The sequence below is a fragment of the Parabacteroides sp. genome (genome assembly GCF_977054455.1).
The window spans coordinates 1-25038 of the sequence record NZ_CDRTCT010000041.1; the positions used below are offsets into that span (position 1 = coordinate 1).

The 25038-nt window shown below is 46.0% G+C and carries 25 protein-coding genes; 9 read left to right on the forward strand and 16 right to left on the reverse strand.

The genetic code is table 11. The annotated features are described in order from the left end of the window. The first annotated feature begins 316 nt into the window (after nucleotides 1-316). From ACW6QF_RS17135 to ACW6QF_RS17165, 7 genes are all read left to right on the forward strand, one after another. The gene (locus ACW6QF_RS17135; protein WP_456088701.1) at nucleotides 317-1693 is read left to right on the forward strand and encodes an aminopeptidase P family protein; all 1377 of its coding nucleotides are present in this window, start codon (nucleotides 317-319) and stop codon (nucleotides 1691-1693) included. 123 nt (nucleotides 1694-1816) lie between these two features. Continuing rightward, the gene (locus tag ACW6QF_RS17140; RefSeq protein ID WP_456088702.1) at nucleotides 1817-2221 is read left to right on the forward strand and encodes a hypothetical protein; all 405 of its coding nucleotides are present in this window, start codon (nucleotides 1817-1819) and stop codon (nucleotides 2219-2221) included. A gap of 86 nt (nucleotides 2222-2307) precedes the next feature. Next, nucleotides 2308-2748, forward strand: a complete 441-nt coding sequence (locus ACW6QF_RS17145; protein ID WP_456088703.1) for a LapA family protein — start codon at nucleotides 2308-2310, stop codon at nucleotides 2746-2748. A 16-nt stretch (nucleotides 2749-2764) separates the two neighbouring features. Next, nucleotides 2765-3979, forward strand: a complete 1215-nt coding sequence (locus tag ACW6QF_RS17150) for a sodium ion-translocating decarboxylase subunit beta (protein WP_298549383.1) — start codon at nucleotides 2765-2767, stop codon at nucleotides 3977-3979. Between the two features lie 76 nt (nucleotides 3980-4055). Continuing rightward, on the forward strand, nucleotides 4056-5282 hold the full coding sequence (serB, locus tag ACW6QF_RS17155) for a phosphoserine phosphatase SerB (protein ID WP_298549381.1): 1227 nt from the start codon (nucleotides 4056-4058) through the stop codon (nucleotides 5280-5282). Between the two features lie 20 nt (nucleotides 5283-5302). Further along, on the forward strand, nucleotides 5303-5605 hold the full coding sequence (locus ACW6QF_RS17160; RefSeq protein ID WP_456088704.1) for a Dabb family protein: 303 nt from the start codon (nucleotides 5303-5305) through the stop codon (nucleotides 5603-5605). A gap of 14 nt (nucleotides 5606-5619) precedes the next feature. After that, nucleotides 5620-6093 (forward strand): C-GCAxxG-C-C family protein, encoded by a 474-nt coding sequence (locus ACW6QF_RS17165; RefSeq protein WP_298549378.1) that lies wholly within the window; start codon nucleotides 5620-5622, stop codon nucleotides 6091-6093. A gap of 4 nt (nucleotides 6094-6097) precedes the next feature. Here ACW6QF_RS17165 and ACW6QF_RS17170 read toward each other — a convergent pair whose 3' ends face one another. The 7 genes from ACW6QF_RS17170 to ACW6QF_RS17200 form a co-directional block, all read right to left on the reverse strand. After that, nucleotides 6098-6802 carry an MgtC/SapB family protein gene (locus ACW6QF_RS17170; protein ID WP_456088705.1) on the reverse strand — a complete coding sequence of 235 codons (705 nt, stop codon included), beginning with the start codon at nucleotides 6800-6802 and terminating at the stop codon, nucleotides 6098-6100. A gap of 42 nt (nucleotides 6803-6844) precedes the next feature. Next, nucleotides 6845-9004 carry an alpha-galactosidase gene (locus ACW6QF_RS17175; RefSeq protein ID WP_456088706.1) on the reverse strand — a complete coding sequence of 720 codons (2160 nt, stop codon included), beginning with the start codon at nucleotides 9002-9004 and terminating at the stop codon, nucleotides 6845-6847. A 203-nt stretch (nucleotides 9005-9207) separates the two neighbouring features. Next, entirely contained in the window at nucleotides 9208-10119 is a 912-nt protein-coding gene (locus tag ACW6QF_RS17180; RefSeq protein ID WP_298549373.1) for a dihydroorotate dehydrogenase, read from the reverse strand. Beyond that, nucleotides 10107-10886: a dihydroorotate dehydrogenase electron transfer subunit gene (locus tag ACW6QF_RS17185; protein WP_456088707.1), complete on the reverse strand. Its 780-nt coding sequence runs from the start codon at nucleotides 10884-10886 to the stop codon at nucleotides 10107-10109. The genes ACW6QF_RS17180 and ACW6QF_RS17185 overlap by 13 nt, the downstream gene beginning before the upstream one ends. 61 nt (nucleotides 10887-10947) lie before the next feature. Beyond that, complete coding sequence (locus tag ACW6QF_RS17190; RefSeq protein WP_456088708.1) at nucleotides 10948-11397, reverse strand: helix-turn-helix domain-containing protein; 450 nt, start codon at nucleotides 11395-11397, stop codon at nucleotides 10948-10950. Nucleotides 11398-12243: 846 nt separating this feature from the next. After that, on the reverse strand, nucleotides 12244-13266 hold the full coding sequence (gene holA, locus ACW6QF_RS17195) for a DNA polymerase III subunit delta (protein ID WP_456088709.1): 1023 nt from the start codon (nucleotides 13264-13266) through the stop codon (nucleotides 12244-12246). Between the two features lie 24 nt (nucleotides 13267-13290). Next, nucleotides 13291-14067 (reverse strand): AMP nucleosidase, encoded by a 777-nt coding sequence (locus ACW6QF_RS17200; protein ID WP_298549365.1) that lies wholly within the window; start codon nucleotides 14065-14067, stop codon nucleotides 13291-13293. A 54-nt stretch (nucleotides 14068-14121) separates the two neighbouring features. Here ACW6QF_RS17200 and ACW6QF_RS17205 point away from each other — a divergent pair, with 54 nt between their 5' ends. Beyond that, nucleotides 14122-14571, forward strand: coding sequence for a type I restriction enzyme HsdR N-terminal domain-containing protein (locus ACW6QF_RS17205; protein WP_456088710.1), 450 nt, complete (start codon nucleotides 14122-14124; stop codon nucleotides 14569-14571). A gap of 372 nt (nucleotides 14572-14943) precedes the next feature. Here the strand turns inward: ACW6QF_RS17205 and ACW6QF_RS17210 are convergent, their stop codons facing one another. The 7 genes from ACW6QF_RS17210 to ACW6QF_RS17240 all read right to left on the reverse strand — a co-directional run bounded on the left by ACW6QF_RS17210 (nucleotide 14944) and on the right by ACW6QF_RS17240 (nucleotide 21354). After that, on the reverse strand, nucleotides 14944-15129 hold the full coding sequence (locus ACW6QF_RS17210) for a hypothetical protein (RefSeq protein ID WP_298549361.1): 186 nt from the start codon (nucleotides 15127-15129) through the stop codon (nucleotides 14944-14946). 225 nt (nucleotides 15130-15354) lie between these two features. After that, nucleotides 15355-16641 carry an NADH:ubiquinone reductase (Na(+)-transporting) subunit F gene (gene nqrF, locus ACW6QF_RS17215; protein WP_374044491.1) on the reverse strand — a complete coding sequence of 429 codons (1287 nt, stop codon included), beginning with the start codon at nucleotides 16639-16641 and terminating at the stop codon, nucleotides 15355-15357. Nucleotides 16642-16669: 28 nt separating this feature from the next. Next, nucleotides 16670-17287 (reverse strand): NADH:ubiquinone reductase (Na(+)-transporting) subunit E, encoded by a 618-nt coding sequence (nqrE, locus tag ACW6QF_RS17220; RefSeq protein WP_115499002.1) that lies wholly within the window; start codon nucleotides 17285-17287, stop codon nucleotides 16670-16672. A 26-nt stretch (nucleotides 17288-17313) separates the two neighbouring features. Beyond that, the gene (locus ACW6QF_RS17225) at nucleotides 17314-17943 is read right to left on the reverse strand and encodes an NADH:ubiquinone reductase (Na(+)-transporting) subunit D (RefSeq protein WP_298549360.1); all 630 of its coding nucleotides are present in this window, start codon (nucleotides 17941-17943) and stop codon (nucleotides 17314-17316) included. A gap of 7 nt (nucleotides 17944-17950) precedes the next feature. Then, nucleotides 17951-18766 carry an NADH:ubiquinone reductase (Na(+)-transporting) subunit C gene (nqrC, locus tag ACW6QF_RS17230; RefSeq protein ID WP_298549359.1) on the reverse strand — a complete coding sequence of 272 codons (816 nt, stop codon included), beginning with the start codon at nucleotides 18764-18766 and terminating at the stop codon, nucleotides 17951-17953. A 13-nt stretch (nucleotides 18767-18779) separates the two neighbouring features. Then, nucleotides 18780-19982: an NADH:ubiquinone reductase (Na(+)-transporting) subunit B gene (locus ACW6QF_RS17235; RefSeq protein ID WP_298549357.1), complete on the reverse strand. Its 1203-nt coding sequence runs from the start codon at nucleotides 19980-19982 to the stop codon at nucleotides 18780-18782. A gap of 22 nt (nucleotides 19983-20004) precedes the next feature. Further along, the gene (locus ACW6QF_RS17240) at nucleotides 20005-21354 is read right to left on the reverse strand and encodes a Na(+)-translocating NADH-quinone reductase subunit A (protein WP_456088711.1); all 1350 of its coding nucleotides are present in this window, start codon (nucleotides 21352-21354) and stop codon (nucleotides 20005-20007) included. 126 nt (nucleotides 21355-21480) lie between these two features. On the opposite strand from ACW6QF_RS17240, the gene ACW6QF_RS17245 reads away from it, so the two are divergent. Continuing rightward, on the forward strand, nucleotides 21481-22755 hold the full coding sequence (locus tag ACW6QF_RS17245) for a type IX secretion system plug protein (protein WP_298549353.1): 1275 nt from the start codon (nucleotides 21481-21483) through the stop codon (nucleotides 22753-22755). Between the two features lie 102 nt (nucleotides 22756-22857). Here the strand turns inward: ACW6QF_RS17245 and ACW6QF_RS17250 are convergent, their stop codons facing one another. Together ACW6QF_RS17250 and ACW6QF_RS17255 are read right to left on the reverse strand one after the other, a co-directional pair. Continuing rightward, nucleotides 22858-23787: a cation diffusion facilitator family transporter gene (locus ACW6QF_RS17250; RefSeq protein ID WP_456088712.1), complete on the reverse strand. Its 930-nt coding sequence runs from the start codon at nucleotides 23785-23787 to the stop codon at nucleotides 22858-22860. A 7-nt stretch (nucleotides 23788-23794) separates the two neighbouring features. Continuing rightward, entirely contained in the window at nucleotides 23795-24979 is a 1185-nt protein-coding gene (locus ACW6QF_RS17255) for a CHC2 zinc finger domain-containing protein (RefSeq protein ID WP_456088713.1), read from the reverse strand. Nucleotides 24980-25038 lie beyond the last annotated feature (59 nt).

A 25038-nucleotide genomic window follows, 5' to 3' on the forward strand; every position in this document is an offset into this window, starting at 1 on the left:
TACTACAGAAGGATTTGTCAACAAATTAAAGATGATTAAAAGAATGTGTTATGGACGAGGAAGCATAGAACTACTCAAAAGAATGATGATTTGTGTATAAGGCAGCAAAAGTGAACAAGACCCATTCCAAATACATGCACTACTAATTCGATTTAGACGGGGTGGTAGTGACATTTTGATAAAACCGGAATCCGGATTTCGGTTCAATTTTAAATGTAAAAGACGTGGGGACATTAAAAAAAATAATGTTTCCCAAATATGCATGGATTCCAATTTATGCTTATCTTTGGTAGCATTAAATCAAATTTATAATATCATGTTCGCAAAAGAAACTTATATCGCCCGCAGGGCTAAATTAAAACAGACGATAGGTTCCGGCCTGCTGTTATTTTTGGGTAACGATGAGTCCGGCATGAACTATGCCGATAACACATACCACTTCCGCCAAGATTCCACTTTTCTGTATTTCTTCGGGCTTCCCTACGCCGGGCTGTCCGCCATCATCGACATAGACAACGACCGCGAGATCATTTTCGGCGACGAGCTGACGATCGACGCAATCGTCTGGATGGGAACACAGCCGACGCTGAAGGAAAAGAGCGAAGCTGCCGGTATCACCGAAGTCCGTCCGTTCAAGGAAATCGAAACCTATCTGAAGAACGCGCAGCAGAAAGGCCAGCCGATCCATTACCTGCCGACTTACCGCGCCGAACACCAGATCAAGCTGTTCCAGTGGTTAGGCGTCGTTCCGGGAGCCGAAAAACCTTCCGTACCTTTTATTATGGGCGTTGTCAACCAGCGTAACTATAAGAGCGAAGAAGAAATTGCCGAAATAGAAAAAGCTTGTATCGTGACAGCCGACATGCATCTGGCCGCCATGCGCACCGTTCGTCCGGGCATCCGCGAAAGCGAAGTGGCCGCTGCCGTTGCCGAAGTGGCTTATGCCAACAATTACGAACTCTCCTTCCCCATCATCGCGACGATCAACGGACAGACGCTGCACAATCACGACCATAGCAACAGGATCAAGAGCGGCGACATGCTCCTGCTCGATGCCGGCGCCGAAACGGAGATGGGATATGCCGGCGACATGTCGTCAACGATTCCTGCCGATGCCAAATTCACCACTCGCCAACGCGAGATCTATGATATCCAGGTGGCTGCCCACGAAGCGGCTGTTGCAGCTTTGCGTCCGGGTATCCCGTTTGTCGATGTATATGAATTGTCCTGCAAAGTGATCATGGAAGGCCTGAAAGAGTTGGGCTTCGTGAAAGGCGATCCGATGGAAGCAGTCAAAGCCGGCGCTCATGCCATGTTCATGCCTTGTGGCCTGGGACACATGATGGGACTGGACGTTCACGATATGGAAAACTTAGGCGAAGTCTACGTCGGATATGACGGCCAGCCGAAGAGCACGGAGTTCGGACGCAAGTCTCTCCGCCTCGGCCGTAAGTTGGAACCGGGCTTTGTCCTGACCATCGAACCGGGCGTTTACTTCATTCCCGAACTGATGGATCTCTGGAGAAGCCAGAACAAGTTCACTGAATTTATCAACTACGACAAGCTGTTCACATATAAAGATTTCAGCGGTATCCGCAACGAAGAGGACTATCTGATCACCGAAAACGGCGCCCGCCTGTTAGGTAAAAAGATCCCTGTCCGCGCAGAAGAAGTAGAAGCGATAAGGAAATAAAAACAAGACTTGCATAACGAGGGAGGTGTTTCGACGCACCTCCCTCGTTTTTTATCTGATTTTGCACAACTTTTATCTCGCCACGGAAGTTATATATCCGAGAACTATTTCCATATTCGCGCCATGATAAAGAAGATGCTGTTCATATTATCCCTGATCTGCCTGTTCGCGTCGGACGGAAAGATTGCAACCGACGAAAATAGTATCTCCGCCCTATCTCCCACTGCCGCGACAATCCTTGATGAACTACCGGATTCCGGTGCCGGGCAGAAACAGATAGACTACAAAAAATTATCCCAGTTCAAATGCACCGGTCTTTGCGTGACGCCGCGTTCACCGGTCTTGCAGGAAAGCTACGAACGACAGGTGAAAGTAGTGTCCAGACAGTTTGAAGTGTTTTTGCAAAAAGGACAAAACCAGCTCAACAAGACTTCCGAGACTTTACGAATCGTACAATCCATAAAATTCTCTTCTCTTCGCATACGTGCAGGCCATTGGGCCTACGTACTCCGGAAAATAATTATTTAGCAGTCTCCGGGAATTCAGTGATTTTAAGTTACTTCCGGCATCGTATCGGAAGCGGAATCGTTATTCATATCAATTAATCAAGAAATATGTCAAGTCTATTCATTTCTACTCTGGAGATGATGGGCCTTACCTTTGTCATCGGCTTCTTTGTAGCCGGTGTCATCAAAGGTATCGCTTTCTGGGCCGACTCCCTGGAATATCATCACTCGCATGCAGCTGAACTGGCGCAGTTCAACAGAATAAATAAAGTCCGGGCCAAAATAAGTGAACTGTTAGGCCTTGTTCCTCCCGAAGGGATGGAGCAACTCAATGACGAACGCGAAGACTTCGCCAAAGGTGAAAATCCCGATCTTGCCAATAGGAAGCCCGGAGGATACTATCATGGTGTCAGCCACGGGGCATCGCAACTCGACCTGATCGACTATTACTACCCTCGTGACACCCGCTTCATGTATCTGAAAAAGAAAGAACAGATCATGAAGAAACAAAACTCGGCTAAAAACAAACCTCTTTCTCCGGAAGAATAAAAACGTAACTGACAATATGGAAAATATAGATTTCTTAGGACTGTTCCAAGGCTTTGGGACAATGGTGGCCGGTGGCTGGTTATTGGCCGCGGCCCGTATATTTCTGATCCTCTTAGGTGGACTGCTGGTTTATCTGGGCTGGAAAGGGGTGCTCGAACCGATGGTTATGATCCCGATGGGACTGGGTATGATCGCAATCAATTGCGGTACGCTGATTATGCCGGGCGGCGTATTGGGCAACCTCTTTCTGGACCCGATGCTGTCCGACACGGACGAACTGATGAACGTCATGCAGATCGACTTCCTGCAACCGGTCTATACGCTGACGTTCAGCAACGGCTTGATTGCCTGCTTTGTGTTCATGGGGATCGGCACGCTGCTGGATGTCGGCTTCCTGCTGCAGAAACCGTTTGCCAGCTTGTTCCTGGCACTGTGTGCCGAACTCGGAACATTCCTGACTCTCCCGATCGCTTCGGCCCTCGGTTTGAATTTAGGAGAAAGCGCTTCTGTGGCTATGGTGGGCGGGGCCGACGGGCCGATGGTATTGTTTACTTCGTTGATGCTGGCCAAGCATTTGTTCGTTCCGATCACGGTAGTTGCCTATCTGTATCTCGGACTTACCTATGGAGGCTATCCGTATCTGGTAAAGCTCCTGATCCCGAAACGCCTGCGTGCAATCAAGATGACGACTAAAAAGCCGCCTAAAACCTATGATGCCAAAGTCAAACTGGCTTTTTCCGTAATCTTATGTGCCGTGCTGTGTTTTCTGTTCCCGGTGGCTTCCCCGCTGTTCTTCTCCCTGTTCCTGGGGGTTGCGATCCGCGAATCCGGCATGAAGCATATTTATGATTTCGTCAGCGGTCCGCTCCTGTATGGTTCGACTTTCATGTTGGGCCTGCTGTTGGGAGTCCTTTGCGACGCCAAGCTATTGCTCGATCCGAAAATCCTGAAGCTCCTGGTCTTAGGCATTGCTGCTTTATTATTGTCCGGAATCGGTGGGATCATCGGCGGATATATCATGTACTTCATCAAGAAAGGTAATTATAACCCGGTGATCGGAATCGCAGCCGTAAGTTGCGTACCGACCACGGCCAAGGTGGCGCAGAAGTTGGTCAGCAAAGAGAATCCCGAATCTTTCATTTTGGGAGATGCCTTGGGCGCTAACATCTCCGGTGTAATCACTTCGGCTATCATCACAGGTATTTATATAACGATTGTTCCATATCTCTGATAAAGCGGCATTATTTTAAGAAAACACTTTTTACTTAAAAGAATTATTCGTTTCTTCGCCTTACAATTATAATAGTATGGAACAAAAAGACGAAATAATACTGATAAATATAAATGGTGCGGATCGTCCGGGAGTGACTGCTGCCCTTTCCGAGATACTGGCCAAGAATAACGCGGTTATCCTGGACATCGGCCAAGCCGACATCCATAACAATCTCTCTTTAGGCATCTTGTTCCAAAGTAGCGAAGGCAATTCGGGAGATATTCTGAAAGAGCTGCTCTTCAAGAGCTATGAGCTCGATGTGAACATCCGTTTCAACCCGATCACCGAAGAGGCCTACAACCAATGGGTTTCCATGCAGGGCAAGAACCGGTATATCATAACGATCTTAGGACGGAAACTGACTGCCCGGCAAATTGCCGGCGTCACACGCATCGTTGCCGACCAGGATATGAACATCGACGACATCAAGCGCCTGACCGGACGTATTCCTTTGGACGAGAATGCCCGTACGCCGAAAGCCAGCGTGGAATTTTCCGTGCGCGGTACGCCGAGGGATAAGGAGCAGATGAAGGCCGACTTCATGAAACTCTCCGCCGAGCAGGAAATGGATATATCCTTTCAGGAAGAAAGCATGTATCGCCGTATGCGCCGCCTGATCTGTTTCGATATGGATTCGACGCTGATCGAAACGGAAGTGATCGACGAACTGGCTATCCGGGCCGGTGTCGGCGATCAGGTGAAAGCCATTACCGAAGCGGCCATGCGGGGAGAAATCGACTTCTGCGAAAGTTTCCGCCAGCGTTGCGCCTTGCTGAAGGGCTTGGATGTTTCCGTCATGCAGGAAATTGCCGAGAACCTGCCGATTACCGAAGGGGTGGACCGCCTGATGCGTATCTTGAAAAAGGTGGGCTTCAAGATTGCGATCCTCTCCGGAGGATTTACCTATTTCGGCAACTATCTGAAGCAGAAATACAACATCGACTATGTCTATGCCAACGAACTTGAAGTGGAGAACGGAAAACTGACCGGACGCTATGTCGGTGACATTGTAGACGGAAAACGCAAAGCAGAGTTGCTCCGCCTCATTGCACAAGTCGAGAATGTGGATATTCGCCAGACGGTCGCTGTCGGAGATGGCGCCAATGACTTGCCTATGATCAGCATTGCAGGTCTTGGCATTGCTTTCCATGCCAAACCTAAAGTGAAGGCTACAGCCAAACAATCTATTTCGACGATCGGACTGGATGGCATCCTCTACTTCTTGGGCTATAAAGATTCTTATCTGGATGAACAAATGTAACTACAAATAATAAGAGAAAAATGATCAGACACATCGTAATGTTTAAATTGAAGGAGTTTGCTACTCCGGCCGACAAGCAGGCCAAAATGCAGGAAATCAAAACAGGATTGGAAGCATTGATCGATAAAATCGATGTTTTGCGTATGATCCGTGTCGACTTTAATGTCAATCCGGCAGAGACATGGGATATCATCCTGACTACGGAACTGGATACCCTCGAAGATGTCAGCACGTATGCCAACCACCCCGAACATGTAGCCGTATCCAAAGGCATCATCGGCCCTGTCAAGGCAGACAGAGCCTGTGTAGATTATGAATACTAACAGACGAATGTATCATGAAAGACTTTGATATTGAAGAGCGTGTAGATCGTGCGGTCCGGAACTTCGAAGCGGGTTACAACTGTGCGCAGTCTGTCTTTCTGGCCTATTCGGATGTTTTTGAGCTGGATATGGAAACAGCCAAGAATGTATCTGTCTCTTTTGGGGGAGGCGTAGGCCGTATGCGTGAAATCTGCGGAACGGTCAGTGCAATGGCCATGTTGGCCGGTTTCAAATATCCGGTTCTGGACATTACCGATCAGGAAGCCCGCACGAAGAACTATGCGATGGTACAGAAAATGGCTGATATATTCAAGGAAAAGAATGGAACGATTATTTGCCGCCGGCTCTTGCCTCCTGAAGACGCAGCGGCAACAACACCGGCACCGGCCGCGCGTACAAAAGAATATTATCAGAAGCGCCCCTGCGGAAGATTCGTAGAAGATTCAGCTCGCATTGCAGGGAAAATGCTGAAAGGGGAATTGGATTGATGGCTTATGCCATCAATCTGATTTGTGTGACAATGCCTAAACTCCGTATATCGTTGAACAAGTTCATATAAGAGGAAATCGCCTTGACATTCACCTTGTAGGTAATAACGGATCTATCCTCTTTATAGAATGTTTCAAAAGAAACACTTACTATAAAAACTCCTTTTTCTTCCAATATTTTACGGACAGCTTTCAAATCCGGTGTCGCCGTAGAGCAAGTTATCGTCAATATCTTATTGACGCCGTTCAGGAACATCCTTCTCTCCAAACGTTCCAAGCTGACCAATATAAAAAGCGTTATGACAGTTGCAATAGCAGCCGGAATATACATTCCGGCTCCCACTGCCAAACCTATTACCGCCATCACCCAGATACAGGCTGCCGTCGTCAGTCCATGCACACTCCCGTGACTTTGGATAATCGCTCCTGCTCCCAGGAAACCGATGCCCGAAAGCACTTGCGCCGCAATACGTCCCGGATCACCGTTCAGGAAATTAGGATAGCATTGCGGAATCCAGATCGAGACCAGCATAGCAGCAGTCGAACCCATACAGATCAATGTAAAGGTACGCATACCCGCCTCCCGTCTCCTGAACTGGCGCTCAATCCCGATGAGAGCTCCTAAGAAGAAACTGACCAACAGTTTTACGGCTGCCGTATAAGGAGTAATAGCTGTATTTTGTAATATGTCGTTTATCCGTTCTAACATGCTTATTGCATTAGTAACACGCAAACATAAGTATTTGTTTGATTACTTGACCTCCGTGATTTCAATCACATGGCTGTTCGTCGGCCGGCTTGAAAACACAGGAATACCGACATTCATCAGGAACTCTCCGGAGAATGTTTTACCGTTGCAGGCCAATCTGGATTGCGTACCCGGAACCAGGTTGATTTCCTTCAGTTCGTAACGAGCCTCCTTCTTCAATCCCTGTAAACGAAGGGGTTGCATCGACTCTGCATATCTCGGATGGATATCGAAAGCAAACAGGACAGCCTTGTCTGCACTGCCATTGGCATACATAACGGCAGCGTGCTGGCTTTCATAAGGCGACTGCAAACGGTACTGGTCACCATCCAGAATAACATCATTCAAACGTTTGAAGTTGGCCACTGCTTCCTTGCAATACTGCTGGTCTGCCTGGCTCATTTCGTGGACACGGATATCAAAACCTAACTTACACATGCTGGCTACGTCCGTACGGAACTTGACCGGCTGTTTTCCCCAGCTTGTCACATGGGCCGCCATGCTCTTTGTCGGGAAGAAATGCGAATATCCCCACTGGATAAAGATACGTTCAACAGCATCCGTATTATCACTCGGCCAGAATTCGGTGAAATATTTCAATGCTTCATAGTCACAACGACCACCGCCGCCGGAACATAACATCATCGGCAGATTCGGATATTTCTGTTTGATCCGTTCCAGGATATTGTATAAACCGCGTACGTGCTCAATATATAAATGGGACTGCTGATCCTTCAAATACGGAGAATAAATATTCGTAATCGGGCTGTTGCAATCCCATTTGAAATAGGCGATCCCCGGATATTTAGTCATCAAATTATCGACAACGCCATAGACATAATCTTGCACTTTCGGATTACTCAAATCCAAAACCATCTGATTTCTAAAGTAATATTCGTCGCGATTCGGCAGATGGATCACCCAATCCTTATGCTTTTCATACAATTCACTTTTGGGATTTACCATTTCCGGTTCGATCCACAAACCGAACTTAATGCCTTTATTTGTTGCTTCTTTCACCAGTTTGCCGATACCGTTAGGCAGCTTGGTTACGGTCTCTTCCCAGTCTCCCAATCCTTGATGGTCGCTGCTGCGGGGATATTTATTTGCAAACCAGCCGTCATCAAGCAGGAACATATCGACTCCAAGAGTAGCCGCTTCATCCATGATTTCCACTAACTTGTCTTCATTAAAGTCAAAATAGGTCGCTTCCCAGTTGTTCAACAATGTCATACGGGATTTTTCACCGTCTTTCAACTGATACTTACGCGCCCAACGTTGAAAATCGCGGCTTGCTTTCCCTTTTCCTTCCGTACTGTAGGTGAAAATAAACTCCGGCGTACGGAACACTTCGTTCGGTTTCAGCGAGTATTCCGAGGCATACGGATTGATACCGGAAAGTACACGCAGCCCATTTTCATTATCCACTTCGAATGTAAAACGGTAATTGCCTGTCCATCCGATCGTTCCGAACAATACGTTTCCTGCATTCTCTTCCGCTTTCTTATCCAGGGCAAGCAAAAAGAACGGGGAACAGAACATATTGGCACGACTTCCCAACTTGGTGTCCAACATCTTCTTGCCAAAAGCCAGCTCGGTTTCCTTCATATTGACTTCATGCGCCCAATCTCCTGCAAATTCGGTCAGGAAATACTTGCTGCCGTTCAGATGCAGTAAAGAGGAAGCATAGTTATAAAGGGTCACAGGCTTCTTCTCCTGATGTGAAATCTCCGCATACTCCTTGATGATGTTTTCTTTCGGATAAGCGATGAAATGCAGTTTCACTTCGACAGGATATTTGTCATCTTTCAAAAGAATTACCGTCTCGTTTGCACCCAGCTGAAGCTGTTTGCTTTCGTGGGAGACATATTTCAGGAGCAGGGACGGATTGCCGTCATTATGCAAAACACGGATAGCCGGCTCGAAATAATCTTCCATACCATGTGTCAGATAGGCCTCATTTCCGAGGGGTAATTGTGCAATATCCGAATCAAATGACAGTTTTTGTCCCAGATAGGATTGATACAGGCGACCATTTTTATCATCAACCTTATAAATAAGGCTAATGTTATCGGTCGTAATTGGAATTACAGTTTTTCCACTTGCACTCAGCGTCGCTGATATAGCTATTAGACATAGCCAAAAAAGGTGTCTGATCTTCATGTTTTTCTTCTATTAATTATTAATTAGATATTACAAATCCAAGGTTTAATTTATTTACGAACAAAGATATCATAATTATTGGAATAATCATGTTCCATACCAATAAAAATTAAAAGAAAAAGTCGGTAAAACGACCTATTTCATGCGTTTTACCGACTTTTCTATCCTTTATTATTCCGAAAAGGATTATTTCATCCTGTTTTTTATACTTCCAAAGCCCCGATCAGGTCGCGGACAGACGAAAACCCATGCCTGTCGCAATAGTCTTCCATTCCTTCGATAACCTTTATACCGACGGCTGGATCTACGAAATTGTAGGTTCCGATCTGGATTGCCGTAGCTCCGGCCAGCATGAATTCCACCGCATCTTTCCAGTTTGAAATACCGCCCAGACCGACAATAGGAATCTTCACGGCCTTATAAGTCTGCCATACCATCCGCAAGGCAACCGGCTTCACACAAGGACCGGAAAGACCGCCGGTTATTGTAGATAATACCGGTTTGCGTCTCTCCGCGTCAATGGCCATACCCAGCATGGTATTAATCAATGAAACGGAATCTGCCCCCTCGGCTTCGACCGCCCTGGCAATCTCCGTAATGTCGGTCACATTAGGGGAAAGTTTTACAATAAGGGTCTTCGGATAAACCCTGCGGACAGCCTTCACGACTTCACTTGCCCCGCAAGTTGTCACTCCAAAAGCCATCCCTCCCTGCTTTACATTCGGGCAGGAAATATTCAGTTCGATAGCCGGTATCTTGTCCAAATCCGCTATCTTTTCGGCACATTCCACATACGTTTCCACAGAGGAACCGCTCACGTTAACAATCATGTTCGTGTCGATATCCTTGATCTCCGGATAGATATGATCGACAAAATATTGTGCACCTTTATTCTGCAGACCTACAGCATTCAACATTCCCGAAGGGGTCTCCGCCATACGGGGATACAAGTTCCCTTCGCGCGGCTGGATCGTTGTCCCTTTCACAAAAATACCGCCCAAGCGGGAGATATCCATAAAGTCCGAATACTCAATGCCATATCCGAAAGTACCCGACGCCGTCATTACCGGGTTCTTCAATTGTAAATTACCGATGTTTACGTTTAATTCAGCCATGTCAAATTTTCAATATTAAATACAGGTCCTTCAGTACATACACACACATGATGTTCATCCTTAGTCTTCTCCACACAGCATAAGCAAGCACCTATACCACAAGCCATTGTGTTTTCAAGAGATACTTCGCATGCAATAGAGTTTGCATGAGCATATTTGGCGACAGCCACCATCATAGGTTTGGGTCCACAAGTGTAAATCCGGTCGAAATGTACATCTTTCAAGATGGAATGATTGGTTACATATCCCTTTTCGCCCAATGAACCGTCTTCAGTTGTAACATACACGGTTCCCAACTGTTCGAACTGTTCCAATTGTAACACATCCTCTTTCGAACGAGCTCCTAAAAGGAATGCAGGCGTATAACCGGCCTCTTTCAGGATTGCACCTAAAAACAACATCGGAGCCGTCCCGACACCACCGCCGATCAGCAGTAGTTTTTGCCCTTTATCGGCAGGAAGCGTGAAACCGTTCCCTAAAGGCAGCATGATATTCACAATATCACCCGGTTTATACTCAGCCATCCGGCGCGTTCCGTCACCGACCAGCTGAATGAGCAACCACAGTTCATTAGTCGTTCTGTCAACATAATTAACCGAGATCGGACGACGAAGAAATGTTGTAGGAGAGTTATCCACACGTACCTGTACGAACTGTCCCGGCAACATTTCCGGCAGGATCTGATCAGATGTTAGTTTAAGCAGGCAGTAATTTTTGTGAAGGCGGCTGTTCTCAGTCACCTTCATGTCAAGCATATACTTCTTCATAAATATGATTAGTCTAATTCTATACAAAGATACATGAATATGGTATATAAACCAAAACAAGCTATTCTTTCTTGTTTTTTTCAGAAACAAAAGTGTCAAATGTATTATCAGAATAGAATACCATTATTTTACTCACTTTTCTGACAGTCGTTTCTTGTTGTATAATCTGCTCAACAACAGGAGGTTTTACACTGTTTACAGGTGTGTCAACCCTCATTTCCTTGCGATATTCAAGAGCGACTTGCCCTTCGGACGGATTTATTGCCGTATTTGAGAACAAATCGGGCTGTGTCGACACATGATCTCGCACCATTTTACCCTTCCCGAAAAGGAGCCAGTCGGAATCCACATAAGTGAATCGATCCAGAATTTTAATCAGGACATCCAGACTTACATTATTTCTTCCGTTCAGAATATGCGACATTGCTGAACGCTGGATACCGATTGCTTCTGCAAATTTAGAAGGAGTCAAGCCTTCACGCTCCATTATTTGGGTAATACGTCCTATCATTTTTGTAAATCCTCGTTTATTTATAGAAATACTGCCATTATGTCTGTTTACATAGGATAAATGTACATAAATCAATGACGACACAAATATACACTATAATTCTCAATTGTGCAATTTAATTATATAAACTTAAACTGTTACATTTGTATTGCATAGGTAACAATTCTGCTCGTTATAATTGTAAACAGGTTGTTTTAGTGCAAGAGATTATATAAAGTATCACTTCGTATATATCACCTATATTATTGATAATATTTATATTATAGATAAATAATGCGGAGGGAATATCCCTGTTTGGACCCGTTTGTACACATATGTAGCACAATAATTAATGCAATGGATTAATAATTCTGTATAATTCGATGGTTTACGACTACTTATGTTGAAAATACAAAGCAGAGATGAAAGTGCTATTTTTACCGGTTTAAGATACTAATGTAAATAGATACAAATATTACATTCTCGTCACTTGTGTACAAGACTAAATTGTAAACAACTATCTTTTATCTAAAAAGGGCTGTTTATATTTGTAACACGCACCTATTCTGTTTACAATTCAACACTACACTAAAAGGATCTGGTTCTACCGACTGACAAAGTGTCCCTATTTACGTTTATCTGATTTATGGACGAATACACTTTTATATAATCAGGACCTTAACCCCTCCATTTTGGTAATATTTGTGAACAGATATTCGGGAAAAGGCAAATATTTAAATCTCAGAAGGGTAAAATCGAAGATAAGAGATTGAAAAACAAAAAGAAAAGGCTTTTTATCCGGTTCAACTTTTTTGTTGTTCCAGAGAAAAAGCCTCTTCTTTAGGTCGATTGGGTATAAAAAGCCGTTTAGTGCAGAATTTTGTAAAGCAGTTCCTTTAAAAGCTCGGCATCAGATACGGAAGTATTTTCCACCCCTTTCGAACGGGCATCCGTCATACGGATGTCGCCGATCAGGTTGAACACTTTCATCGCCGAGTAGTTTCGCATTCCTAAAAGGTAATCCTTCACCTGGAATGTCCCTCGAAGTCCGAGTGCCGTCATCAGGCCGGTTTCGGAACGATCCTTCGTATAGTAGCAAATGAGGAGGTTCGAGAAATAGTTAAATAATACAGGAAGGGTCATCTGTATCGGATTGCTTTTCGGATTCTTCTCGAAGTAGCGGGCGATCCGGTTCGCCTTCAGGACATCTTTCATGGCAAGTGCCTTGATCAGCTCGAAGTTATTGTATTCTTTGCTGATTCCGATATTTTGTTCCACCAATTCCGGCGTGATACGTTTTGCGCCTTTTTCAGGCAGGATCAATGCCAGTTTATCCAATTCCTTGCTCAAGCGGCTTAAATCGTTTCCAAGGAAATCGGAAAGCATCTGAGCCGCTTTCCCATCTATTCCTACCGAGCGCAGTTGCATAAAGGATGTGATAAAGGCCGGCATCTTATAATCGGGAATCTTTTTGGACTCGAACAGCACGCCGATCTTGTCGGTCGCAGCAGCCAAAGCCTTACGGCGATCCAGGGTTTTATATTTGTAATTGATGACCAGAACGGTCGACATTAACGGGTTCTTAACGTAGTTGGACAGAAGCTCGATATCACGAATTAATTGCGCTTCCCGGACAACCACCAACTGATATTTCGACATCATCGGGAAGCGGCGGGCGGCATTAATTACCGATGCAGCATCCGTATCGGCTCCATACATGATAATCTGGTTGAAATCACGTTCGGATTCTTCCAATACATTTTCAAGCAGCAAGTCCGTTATCCGGTCCATAAAAAAAGGTTCGTCACCCATCATTATATAGACAGGAGAGAACTTTTTAGCAACGATATCCCGGCATATTTCCTCGTATGTATATTCTTTTTTTGCCATATTTGCGTTCGATCTCAATCAAAATTACCAACTGAAACGGATGTGACGGATCGTCTTCTTTCCATCAATAATCTGGCGAAGCGCTTCCACTCCCAACATCACATGCTCTTCCGCAAAGTTGCGGGTCACCTCGCGGTCGCTGGCTTCCGTCTTCACCCCGGCTTCTTCCATCGGTTTGTCGGAAATCATCAATAAGGCGCCTGTCGGGATCTCGTTTGCAAAGCCTGCCGTGAACAAGGTTGCCGTCTCCATGTCGATACCGGTGGCGTGCGTGCGGCGAAGGTAGTTTTTGAAATCGTTGTCATACTCCCATACCCGTCGGTTCGTCGTGTAGACGGTCCCCGTCCAATAGTCTTTCCCGCAGTCACGTATGGCGGACGAGATGGCACGCATCATCGAGAAAGCCGGGAGCGACGGCACCTCTGCCGGCAGGTATTCGTTCGAAGTCCCTTCCCCCCGGATGGCCGCAATCGGCATGACATAATCTCCCAGGCTGTTCGCCTTCTTCAATCCTCCGCATTTTCCTAAGAAGAGCACGGCCGTCGGCCTTATCGCCGATAGCAAATCCATGATTGTCGCCGCGTTCGCGCTCCCCATCCCGAAGTTGATAATCGTGATGCCATTGGCCGAGGCGTTCGGCATGGAGTTTTTCAGTCCCAGGATCGGCACGTTAAAATGGTCGGCAAACAGCTCCACATACTTCGTAAAGTTGGTGAGCAGGATATATTTATCGAAGTCTTCCAGCTTCCGCTCCGTATAGCGCGGCAACCAATTCTCGACAATTTCTTGTTTTGTTTTCATAAATCACTACCTTTGACGGTCTATTTTTACAGAATAAAAGAACAAATATAATAAATGCTTGCATTAAACTTACCCGGTTTCGCGCCTAAAGTAGCAGAAAAAGATGGAAAACGTACGATCTTCGATCCTGTGCGGCAAAAATACGTGGCCCTGACTCCCGAAGAATGGGTACGCCAGCATTTTGTCAATTACCTGATCACCCGGAAGAGCTATCCGAAAGAACTGTTGGCAAACGAAGTGCTGGTCAGGCTGAACGGGACCTCCAAACGTTGCGACACGGTCGCTTACAACCGTTTCCTGGAGCCTTTGGTCATCGTCGAGTATAAAGCTCCTCATATCAACATCACCAATGCTGTTTTCGACCAGATAGCCCGTTACAACATGGTGCTGCGTGTCGAATACCTGATCGTCAGCAACGGCTTGAACCACTATTGCTGCAAAATCGACTATAACAACCGGGCTTACGCCTTTTTGGAAGGAATACCCGCATACAACGAGCTATAATCCCCGCTTTTACCGATATTAACGCCCGATATACAAACTTTTACATCCGAATATCCCCATCTTCACGCCTGTACACCCGGGTGCAGGTCCGGTGAACATCCGGATGTCCATCTTGCCGACATCCGGATGTACGCGGATAAAGGTAATCGGTTCATTGAATATAAGACTGTTAACGAGACAAATAGGCCACTGCATTTCTTCTGATAAAGAAACAGACGTTTTGTGATAGAGCGTGATAGAAGTGTGATAGAGAAAACAGGATAGTATCACTTGTCAACGTCATTGAAAGACAAAGGCTACACCGGATCGGTGTGATAGAGTGATACTAAAAAGACAAAAAAACACAGGTAAACAACAAACTCTAACTAAAATTTACAGAACGGCTGCAGTCCGATCCTTGTATATCACGATGGAATCGGAGATTTGCTGATCGACCGGTCTGTCGACATAAACGGAATTACTATCCTTTATGACAGGCCGGCCACTTGTCTTCTTCTCATTGAAGAGAAGTGAATAGCCCAAGATTACTGCAAAAAAAGATAATATCAACGCTTTCATATTCTATTACTATTTTAATATCATATACAAGTATGATGTATTCAAAACGCAAAACGCTGCACTATATTACAAAAGAAATGTTTTTTCTTTCTTATTCTTTTGTAACGGATCGCCCTCCTCCCTTGATTTTGAAAAGAAACAAAGTAATGTACAGAATAGTTCAAAAAAAATCGGGGAAAGAATAGATTTCCTCCCCCGATTCTATCATCGTTATGTTCTGATCGCCTATGCGCCGAAGTCGTCGAAATGCAACATCTCACGCGGCACGCCCAGATTATCCAGCATATTTTCCACTGCTTTCGACATCGGGCCCGGACCACACATGTAGTATTCGATATCTTCCGGAGCTTCGTGATCTTTCAGATACGTATCGTAGATTACCTGATGAACGAACCCGGCCGTATATTTCACGCCTGCTGCATCGGCTACAGGATCCGGACGGTCGAGCGCCAGATGGAATGTGAAGTTCGGGAACTCCTTTTCGATCGCCAGGAAGTCTTCCAGATAGAACACTTCGTTCAGGGCACGGGCGCCGTAGAAGTAGGACATCTTGCGGTCCGTAGTCTTGAGTGTCTTCGTCATGTGCATGATCTGCGCACGAAGCGGAGCCATACCGGCACCACCGCCGACCCACATCATTTCTCTCTTCGAGTCGAAGATCGGATGGAAATCACCGTAAGGACCGCTCATCGTCACCTTGTCGCCCGGTTTCAGGGTAAAGATATAGGAAGAAGCGATACCCGGCATTACATCCTGGAAGCCCACTTCGGGTTTCGGCTTGAACGGCGGAGTGGCGATACGGACCGTCAACATGATGCGGTCGCCTTCAGCAGGATAGTTGGCCATAGAATAGGCACGGATGGTCGGCGTGTCGTTCTTGCATTTCAGCGTGAACAAACCGAACTTTTCCCATGCCGGCAGATATTCATCGCCGATCAGGGCTTTATCGATATCCTTGTTGTAGTCCATCGAGTAGGCCGGGATCTTGATCTGCGCGTATGAACCCGGCAGGAAGTCCATGTGTTCGCCCTTAGGCAATGCCACGATAAACTCTTTGATGAAAGTAGCCACGTTCTTGTTGGAGATCACTTCGCATTCCCATTCCTTTACGCCGAAAACTTCGTCCGGAACCTGAACGACCATATCTTCCTTCACCTTGCACTGGCATGCCAGACGCCAGTGGTCCTTTATCTGTTTACGCGTGAAAAAGCCTTTTTCCGTCGGCAGGATTTCTCCGCCGCCTTCGATTACCTGTGCGCGGCACTGGCCACATTTACCACCACCGCCACAAGCGGAAGACAGGAAGATGCCGCCACTCTGCAGAGCGCCTAACAACGTACCACCGATAGGAGTTTCTATTTCCTTTTCTTTATTTACCTCCAGTTTGACATTTCCGGATGGAACCAATTTTGCTTTAGCGAACAAAAGTGCAGCTACCAGAATCAGTGTGATCAACAAGAAAACAACTGCACTGGCTGCGATTGTAAGTCCGCCCGACATTAATAAAATCATCTTTATCTGTTATTTAATGCGTTAATACTTAAATCTTAAGACCTGAGAAGCACATAAAGGCCATACCCATCAGACCGGTGATGATAAAGGTAATACCAAGACCTTTCAACGGTTTGGGGATATCCGAATATGCCAGTTTTTCACGAATAGCCGCCATACCGACGATAGCCAGCAACCATCCGATACCAGAACCTAAGCCATATACAGTTGCAACACCTACATTCGGGAATGCTTTCTGTTGCATAAACAGAGAACCACCCAGGATAGCGCAGTTGACAGCGATCAGCGGCAAAAAGATACCCAGGGAAGCATATAAAGAAGGAGAAAACTTCTCGATGACCATCTCCACCAACTGCACAAAAGAGGCAATCACGGCGATAAAGATGATAAACGCGAGGAAGCTCAGATTCACATTAGCGAAATCCGGACCTAACCAACTCAATGCACCTTCTTTCAGTACATAGTTTTCAAGCATATAGTTGATCGGCAGTGTACACAAGAGAACGAATGTCACTGCTATACCTAATCCTAAAGCAGTCTTCACATTCTTGGAAACAGCCACGAAAGAACACATACCCAGATAGTATGCGAAAATCATGTTGTCTACAAAAATCGAGCGGACAAATGTGCTTAATAATTCTTCCATTCTATTATTCGTTTAATCGTTTAGCATTAATTTTCCTGAAGTTCTTTGTTACGAGCACGATGAACCCAAATAATCACAGCAATTACGATCAATGCCATCGGAGGCAAAATCATCAAGCCGTTGTTCACATAACCGAAATCGTAAAAGGCCTGCGGAACGACCTGGAAACCTAACAGTGTTCCTGAACCCAACAGCTCACGGAAGAAACCGACGATGACCAGGATCAATGCATATCCGAGACCGTTGCCGACGCCGTCAAGGAAGGATTCCCACGGACCGTTGCCCAACGCGAATGCTTCCAAACGTCCCATCAGGATACAGTTGGTAATGATCAGGCCGACAAACACGGAAAGCTGTTTGTTTACATCGTAAGCGAAGGCTTTCAGCACTTCACTGACAATCGTTACCAACGCAGCCACAACAACCAACTGTACGATAATACGGATACGGTTAGGAATCGTGTTACGAATCAACGAAATGATCACGTTGGCAAAAGCCACGACAGCCGTTACTGAAATACCCATTACAATAGCCGGCTCCAGTTTTGATGTCACAGCCAACGCAGAGCAGATACCCAGCATCTGGACGATCACCGGGTTGTTAGCGCTAAGCGGGCCTAACAGAACTTCTTTATTCTTATTCGATAATAATCCCATCTTCTACTTAATTTTGTGAGGTTAAAAATTTGACATAACCACTCAAACTGTTGAACAACATTGCATCAACACCCTTACTTGTGATTGTACCACCGGAAATACCGTCCACATAGTCCTGACCGGCAACGCCCTTGCCAGGCTTGACAACGGCTACAGACTTAAACGTACCGTCAATGAACAGTTTCTTTCCCTTGAATTCATTGCTGAATGCAGGCTTCGATATTTCAGCGCCCAACCCCGGAGTTTCACCCTGGTGGCTGAAGTCTGCACCGTAAATGGTGTTTTTATCACTATCCACAGAGATATATCCCCAAAGCGGTCCCCACAGGCCGGCACCATGCAAAGCCATGATGTATTTGGTCTGACCGTCTACGTTAGCGACAAAAACAGGATATTCGTGTTCGGAAGCAGCCTTTACCACATCGGCGGCAAAAGCATCGCCTTCTACTTTCTCACCGTTTTCATTTACCAGAAAAGCATCTTTGATCAGTTCCGTATATTTGGCTTCAGCTTCATTTGCCGATACCGATACGTTGATAGAACGCAGGATCTGCTGACGCTTGTCGTTCTCCTCATTCTTCTGTTGGAAACTTCTCAGCGATTGTGAAGTAAACGCCAACACGACAGCAACCAGAACAACCATTACCGCAGCATATACAACCGTATAAACATTACTATCCCGGTTAATGCCTTTCTTTGCGGCGGCAGCCTCGTCTTTCACTTCTTCGAAATCAGAAGCAGGAGCTGCACATATAGGACAAACATCCGGAGCTTTATTTCCCTCGTGGATATATCCACATACTTTACATTTATATTTTGCCATACTCCTTCTTACTTTATTTGATTACACGTTTCAATCTGCGGTTGATGTTGGCTTCCACTACATAGTAGTCGATCAGCGGAGCAAATACATTCATCAACAGGATAGCGAGCATCATACCTTCCGGATAACCCGGATTCAATGCACGGATAATGATAGCCATGGCTCCCACCAGGAAACCGTAGATATACTTGCCTGTTTCCGTACGGGCGGAAGTGACAGGGTCGGTAGCCATAAACACGGCGCCGAACGCGAAGCCACCCAGGAACAAATGGTCGAACGGAGAAACACACATCGCAACCGTTGTTCCGACCATATTGAAGATCAGTGACATGACGGCACCACCGACAAAGACGGAAACCATTGTTTTCCAGCTCGCGATCTTTGTGAAAAGAAGGATAAACGCACCGATCAGGATCGCCAATACGGATGTTTCACCGATTGAACCCGGAATCAGGCCCAAGAACATGTCCCATGTGGAGATCGGATGTCCGAGAACATCGACAGCCTGGAACGAACCGATCAGTTCCTTGCCTGCGATAGCCACCTGTCCCAGCGGAGTCGCACCGGAGAAGCCGTCGACTACCTGCCCTGCCCCGATACCGAACGTATCAGCCGTACGGACAAAAACCTGGTCGCCCGACATAGCTGCCGGATATGCGAAGAACAGGAATGCACGTGTAACCAACGCTACATTAAATACATTATAACCTGTACCACCGAATACTTCCTTGGCAAAGACGACAGCGAATGCAGTAGCAACAGCGATCATCCACAGCGGAGTGTCGATGGGAACGATCATCGGGATCAGGATACCGGAAACCAGGAAACCTTCCTGGATTTCTTCCTTCTTCACCTGGGCAACCGCAAATTCGATCCCCAGACCTACCACATACGAAACAATGATTTTAGGCAATACGGCCAGAAAACCAAAAATAAAAGTCATGAGAAATCCCGGATCAGCCCCTACTGCAAGGTTATGCTGATAACCGACATTGTACATACCAAAAAGCAAAGCGGGCAACAAAGCAATGATGACCACGGTCATCGTGCGCTTCGAGTCAATATAGTCATGAATGTGTACGCCTGATTTGGAAGTTGTGCTCGGAACAAACAGGAATGTTTCGATACCTTCAAAAACAGAACGGAACATCGCCAGCTTTCCGCCTTCCTCGAAGTTAGGCTTAATCTTGTCGAGGTAATTCCTTAACGCTTTCAATGTATTCTAATTTTTAATGTTATTAATTCATTTCCTTGTATAACACATCCAGTCCTTGACGAACGATCTTCTGAATTTCAAGTTTGGACGTATCGACAAATTCGCAAAGGGCAAAATCTTCGGGCGCTACTTCATAGATACCCAGGTTTTCCATCTTATCGATATCGAATGCGATAATAGCCTTCAACAGATATTCCGGCATGATGTCCATCGGGAACACGCTTTCGTATTCGTTGGACATGATCATGGCACGCTTTCCCCCCTTGATACGGGCGTCTATCACGTATTCCTTGTTCTTGCCCATCAGCCAGGCCGGGAAAGAGTGGCTCACGCTGTATTTTCCGAAACCGGGAGTCGCCCAGCCGAAGAAGTCGTATGTTTCGTCGCCTTCCGGGATAACCGTAATCTGATTGTCATAGGCGCCCAGATAATCGTCTTTCATCACCTTCGTGCCGCTCAACACGTTACCGCTGATGATACGGACATCTTCGTTGCCTCTCATGATCTTTCCGTCGACCAGGCTGCCGATCGTACAGCCGGCGATTGTCTTGATGTATCCTCTCTCTGTCGTTTCGGAACCGGTTATCACGACCAGGCGGCTGAAATCGGCAACCCCCTTGTTGAACAAACGGCCGATTACGATCACGTCGGCAGGACTGACCGTCCAAACCACTTCGCCTTTATTGACAGGCTTGATGTGATTGATCTGTACTCCCACATTAGCCGAAGGATGAGGTCCTTCCACTTCTACAGTTTCTACGCCTTTCACACTGACGGAAGAACCTTTGCGGATGCCGACATACACCTTGCCGTCGGTAAGTTTTGCAAGCGCATCCAATCCTGTCTGGAAATCAGCCTCCTGTCCTTTCACGATGAAATCGAAGTTCGGAGCCAACGGTGCGGAATAGAATGCAGAAACAAAAATGTCACGCGGCTCGTCAGCCGGCGAGGCGACGATGTCGTACGGACGTTGTTTGATAAACGGCCACATACCTGCATGCAGGATTGCCTCCTTTACCTCTTCTCTCTTCAGGGAAGCTACATTTTTCTTACCGAAATCTTCATACTCGATCTGCGCCTCCGGCTTCACGACCACGCTAAGCACTTTACGCTTCTCTCCTCGATTTACGGCAGTTACTTCGCCACTGACAGGCGAAACAAACTTGATCTCCGGGCGGTTCTTATCGATCATCAACACAGAACCGGCTTTGACTTTTTCTCCTACTTTGGCAACAACTTTGGGTACAATACCGTTATAATAATCGGGAACGACAGCGTAACTATCGCTTTTCGCTCCGTTTAACAGTACGTCCGAGGCTTTGCCCTTCAGATTAATGTCTAAACCCTTTTTAATCTTAATCACATTTGCCATGATACAACTAAAATTGTTTATATGTAATTTTCCCGCAAAAGTAAGCAATTTTTCATGCTTTAAAGCAGGGAACAGGAAATAAATAAAGAAATAATTCCATAATTTTGCACCGACAAAGAAAGAAATATGAAAAAGAGAGTGTACAGTTTACTATTTGTGATGCTTTTTGCCCTTTCCATCGGGGCAAACGCTCAGGTGAAGTACTTCACCAATGTCAACAGCAAGCAGATAAAGACGCTTCAGGTGAAAGTCGCCGGCGAGTTGATATCCGAGCCTTATATCGCTTTGGGAGGAGAAGAACGGATCGAAATCAATTTCGACGGTTTGGGCAGCGGATACACGCGATATGCCTACAATGTGGTGCATTGCAATGCCGACTGGACGCAATCGCAGTTGAGTCCGATCGAATATATGAATGGTTTCCAAGGAACGACCATCGACGATTTTGCCAATTCCATCGGGACTACGACCCAATACTCGAACTACCGCCTGTTGCTTCCGAACGACGACATCCAGTTCAAGGTCTCCGGCAATTATGCCATCCAGGTTTACAACGAAGATACGCCCGACCAGATTATTTTCACGGCCTGTTTCTCTGTGGCAGAACCGGTTGTCAACATTTCGGCTTCAGTCAGCGGGAACACGGATATCGACACCAACCAGAGCCACCAGCAGGTGAGTTTCAATATCAACAACAAGAATTTTCCGATCACTTATCCGCAGACGGATCTGAAGATATTCGTTTACCAGGATAACCGGCGGGATAATGCCGTGACGGACCTGCAGCCGATGAGTATCCTCGAAAACCAAATCTCCTATACGTATAACCGCAACCTTATTTTTCCGGCCGGAAACGAGTACCGCCGCATGGAATTCCTGAGTAATAAATATAATGGCATGCATGTCGAAAACATCACTTTCCACAATCCTTATTATAATGTGGAACTTATGACCGATTACAAGCGGAATAAAGGCACTTACCAATACGACCAGGATCAGGACGGCCGCTTCTTCATCCGTTGCAGCGACTGTAACGACCCGGATACGGAAGCCGATTATTACATCGTACATTTTACGCTTGCATGCGATCCGCTGCCCGACGGGAGCGTCTATCTGAACGGCGAGCTATTTAATAATGTATTGGATGAAAAGAGCAAGATGGGCTATAACTTCGAAACGAAGCAATATGAGAAAGCCGTACTTCTCAAGCAGGGTAGTTACAATTACCAGTATCTGTTTGTCCCGACCGGCTCCACCGTCGGCCAGACAGGCCCGATCGAAGGCAATTACTACCAGACGCAAAACGAATATAGCATCTATGTGTATTACCGTCCGATGGGTGCCCGCTACGACCGGCTGATCGGCGTCACGACCGTAAGGAACGAAATGCAGGTATTCTAAGCCTACGAACAATTCGTTTGTTTTTCTCACCCGATCCCATACTGATGAGAAAAGATTCTCACCAGCATGAGAATTAATTCTCACCGGCATGAGAAAAGATTCTCACCGTAATGGGAAAAGACTTTCCTCGTCTTTTTCTTTTATAGGTTCGACATGCAGGGCGATATGGGTTGCCGGGCCGAATTTCAAACGTAACTTATTTTCGATCTCTTTCGTCAGCTCATGCGCACGGTTTACGGTTATCTGCCCGTCGACCCGAATATGTACTTCTATGGCAATATCATTACCGATCCTACGCGTACATAGATTATGTGGGTTCCTGACCTCCGGCGTCTCATTTATAATGGAAAGGATCTCATCTTCGATCTCGCCCGGTAAAGATTTTTCCAGCAAATCATTAATTGCAGGTATGACCAGTTGGAATGCCACCTTCACAATCAGGATGCTGACGATCACGGCAGCTATCGGGTCCAGCACACGCCAGTTATCCCCAAAAAGGATAGCTCCTCCAATGCCCAGCGCCGTCCCGATAGAAGAAAAAGCATCCGAACGATGATGCCAGGCGTTCGCGATGACAGCCTGGCTATTCTCTTTCTTTCCGACATATAACGTCAGACGATACAGAGCTTCCTTTACTATAATTGAGACAATAGCGGCGATCAACGCGATCTTACCGGGGCTTTCCAACTGTTCGTCCCTAAAATAAAACCCGAAAATCTTATTCGCACCGTCCCAGAAAAGGCCGGCTCCCACGCACATCAGGACGATCCCGATGACCGTGGTAGCCAAAGTCTCATATTTCCCATGCCCGTAATCATGCCCTTCGTCTTTCGGTTTGGACGATATGTTAATGAAGAGCAAAACGATCAGATCCGTCACGAAATCGGATAACGAGTGGACGGCATCCGCTATCATGGCGCTACTGTGCCCTAACACACCTGCCGCGAATTTGAAAACCAACAGCAGAAAATTGGCAAGAGACCCGATCAGGGTCACGGCCATGATTTTTCTTTTTCTGATATGTTCTTTCATATTCTTTCTAATTACCAACAAATTTATCCAAAAACCAACTCAAATGTTCCCAATTCTCATCCAAAATATTCGAAAGCTTATCCTGTTTGTTCCGGATGGCAATCAGGCAGGACCGTATTTCGGCCATTTCTACCTTCGACTTCGCCCCTTTCAGTTGTCCGGTAAGAACCTGCTGTTCCACCACCCACTTATCCAGCAAGGCATTCAGGAATATCAAACGGGTAACCTGGCGGATAAAATATTCAAATTTAGCCGCCCCTAACTTCCTGTATAAAGCAGAAAGATCCCTTTTGAACAAGGATAAGCGATAAGGCACCGCCGATGCAAACGACAAACGGGCGGCTGTCTTGGTCGCCCTGACTTGCTTGGGTACTTCACCGGTATGAATGATAACGACCCGTTTCGTATATTGCAGAAGCAAATGAATCTGCTGATCGGTCAAATGGCCGTTGCAACATGCCACCGTATTGGTAAAACCGGCAATATGCATAGTCAACAAGTCCTTGCCGTTCCATACCAAATAGACAAATCCGAGCTTTTCGATCGCATTTACTGCCTGGTAAAGACCTAACAGACTGTCATCCGCGAGATTTGGCGGATAACAAACACATCCCTGCTCTTTCTCTTCAACCATATATTTCAGGAAGCCTCGCAATACGCCTTTCCCGTCCCGGACAGGAAATAGCATGGCACCAGCAATCTGCTCATACTGATCGGGAAGTACCGCCGGGCTTACGCCCAGTTCCAGATACTTATGACCGGCTATGAACAGAGCACTATCACTCTTGCAGAAATCCAACGACTCAAATATCATGTTGAATTCCTTGTTTTCATGGATAGAATGCAGAACGCTTACATCTGCCTGACACTCTTCCTGCCGTGTATCGAGGTTATCCGACTTTTCAATCGGGATATTAAACCTTTCAGCAAGAATGTGCAAGGCTTCCGCCTCGTTGCATCCTTCCATGATTCGAACTAAGTCAACAGCATCGCCTGTTTCCTTACAAATACTACATTCATAAATCTGTTCCGTTAATCTTATTTTAAAAGATTTACCTTCATCTCTATGAAATAAGCAATTACATCTCAGGGTTTTTCCTGATTTGCTTCCTTTGGCCAATTCTGTATACAGATTGGCCACATTTTCTAAATGGACTGCTTCAACAATCCGCTGTCTTAAAGTTTGTATCATTTTTTCTCGTAGTTGCGGAAAAATACATATGTATATATTTACAAAATTAATACCTTGAT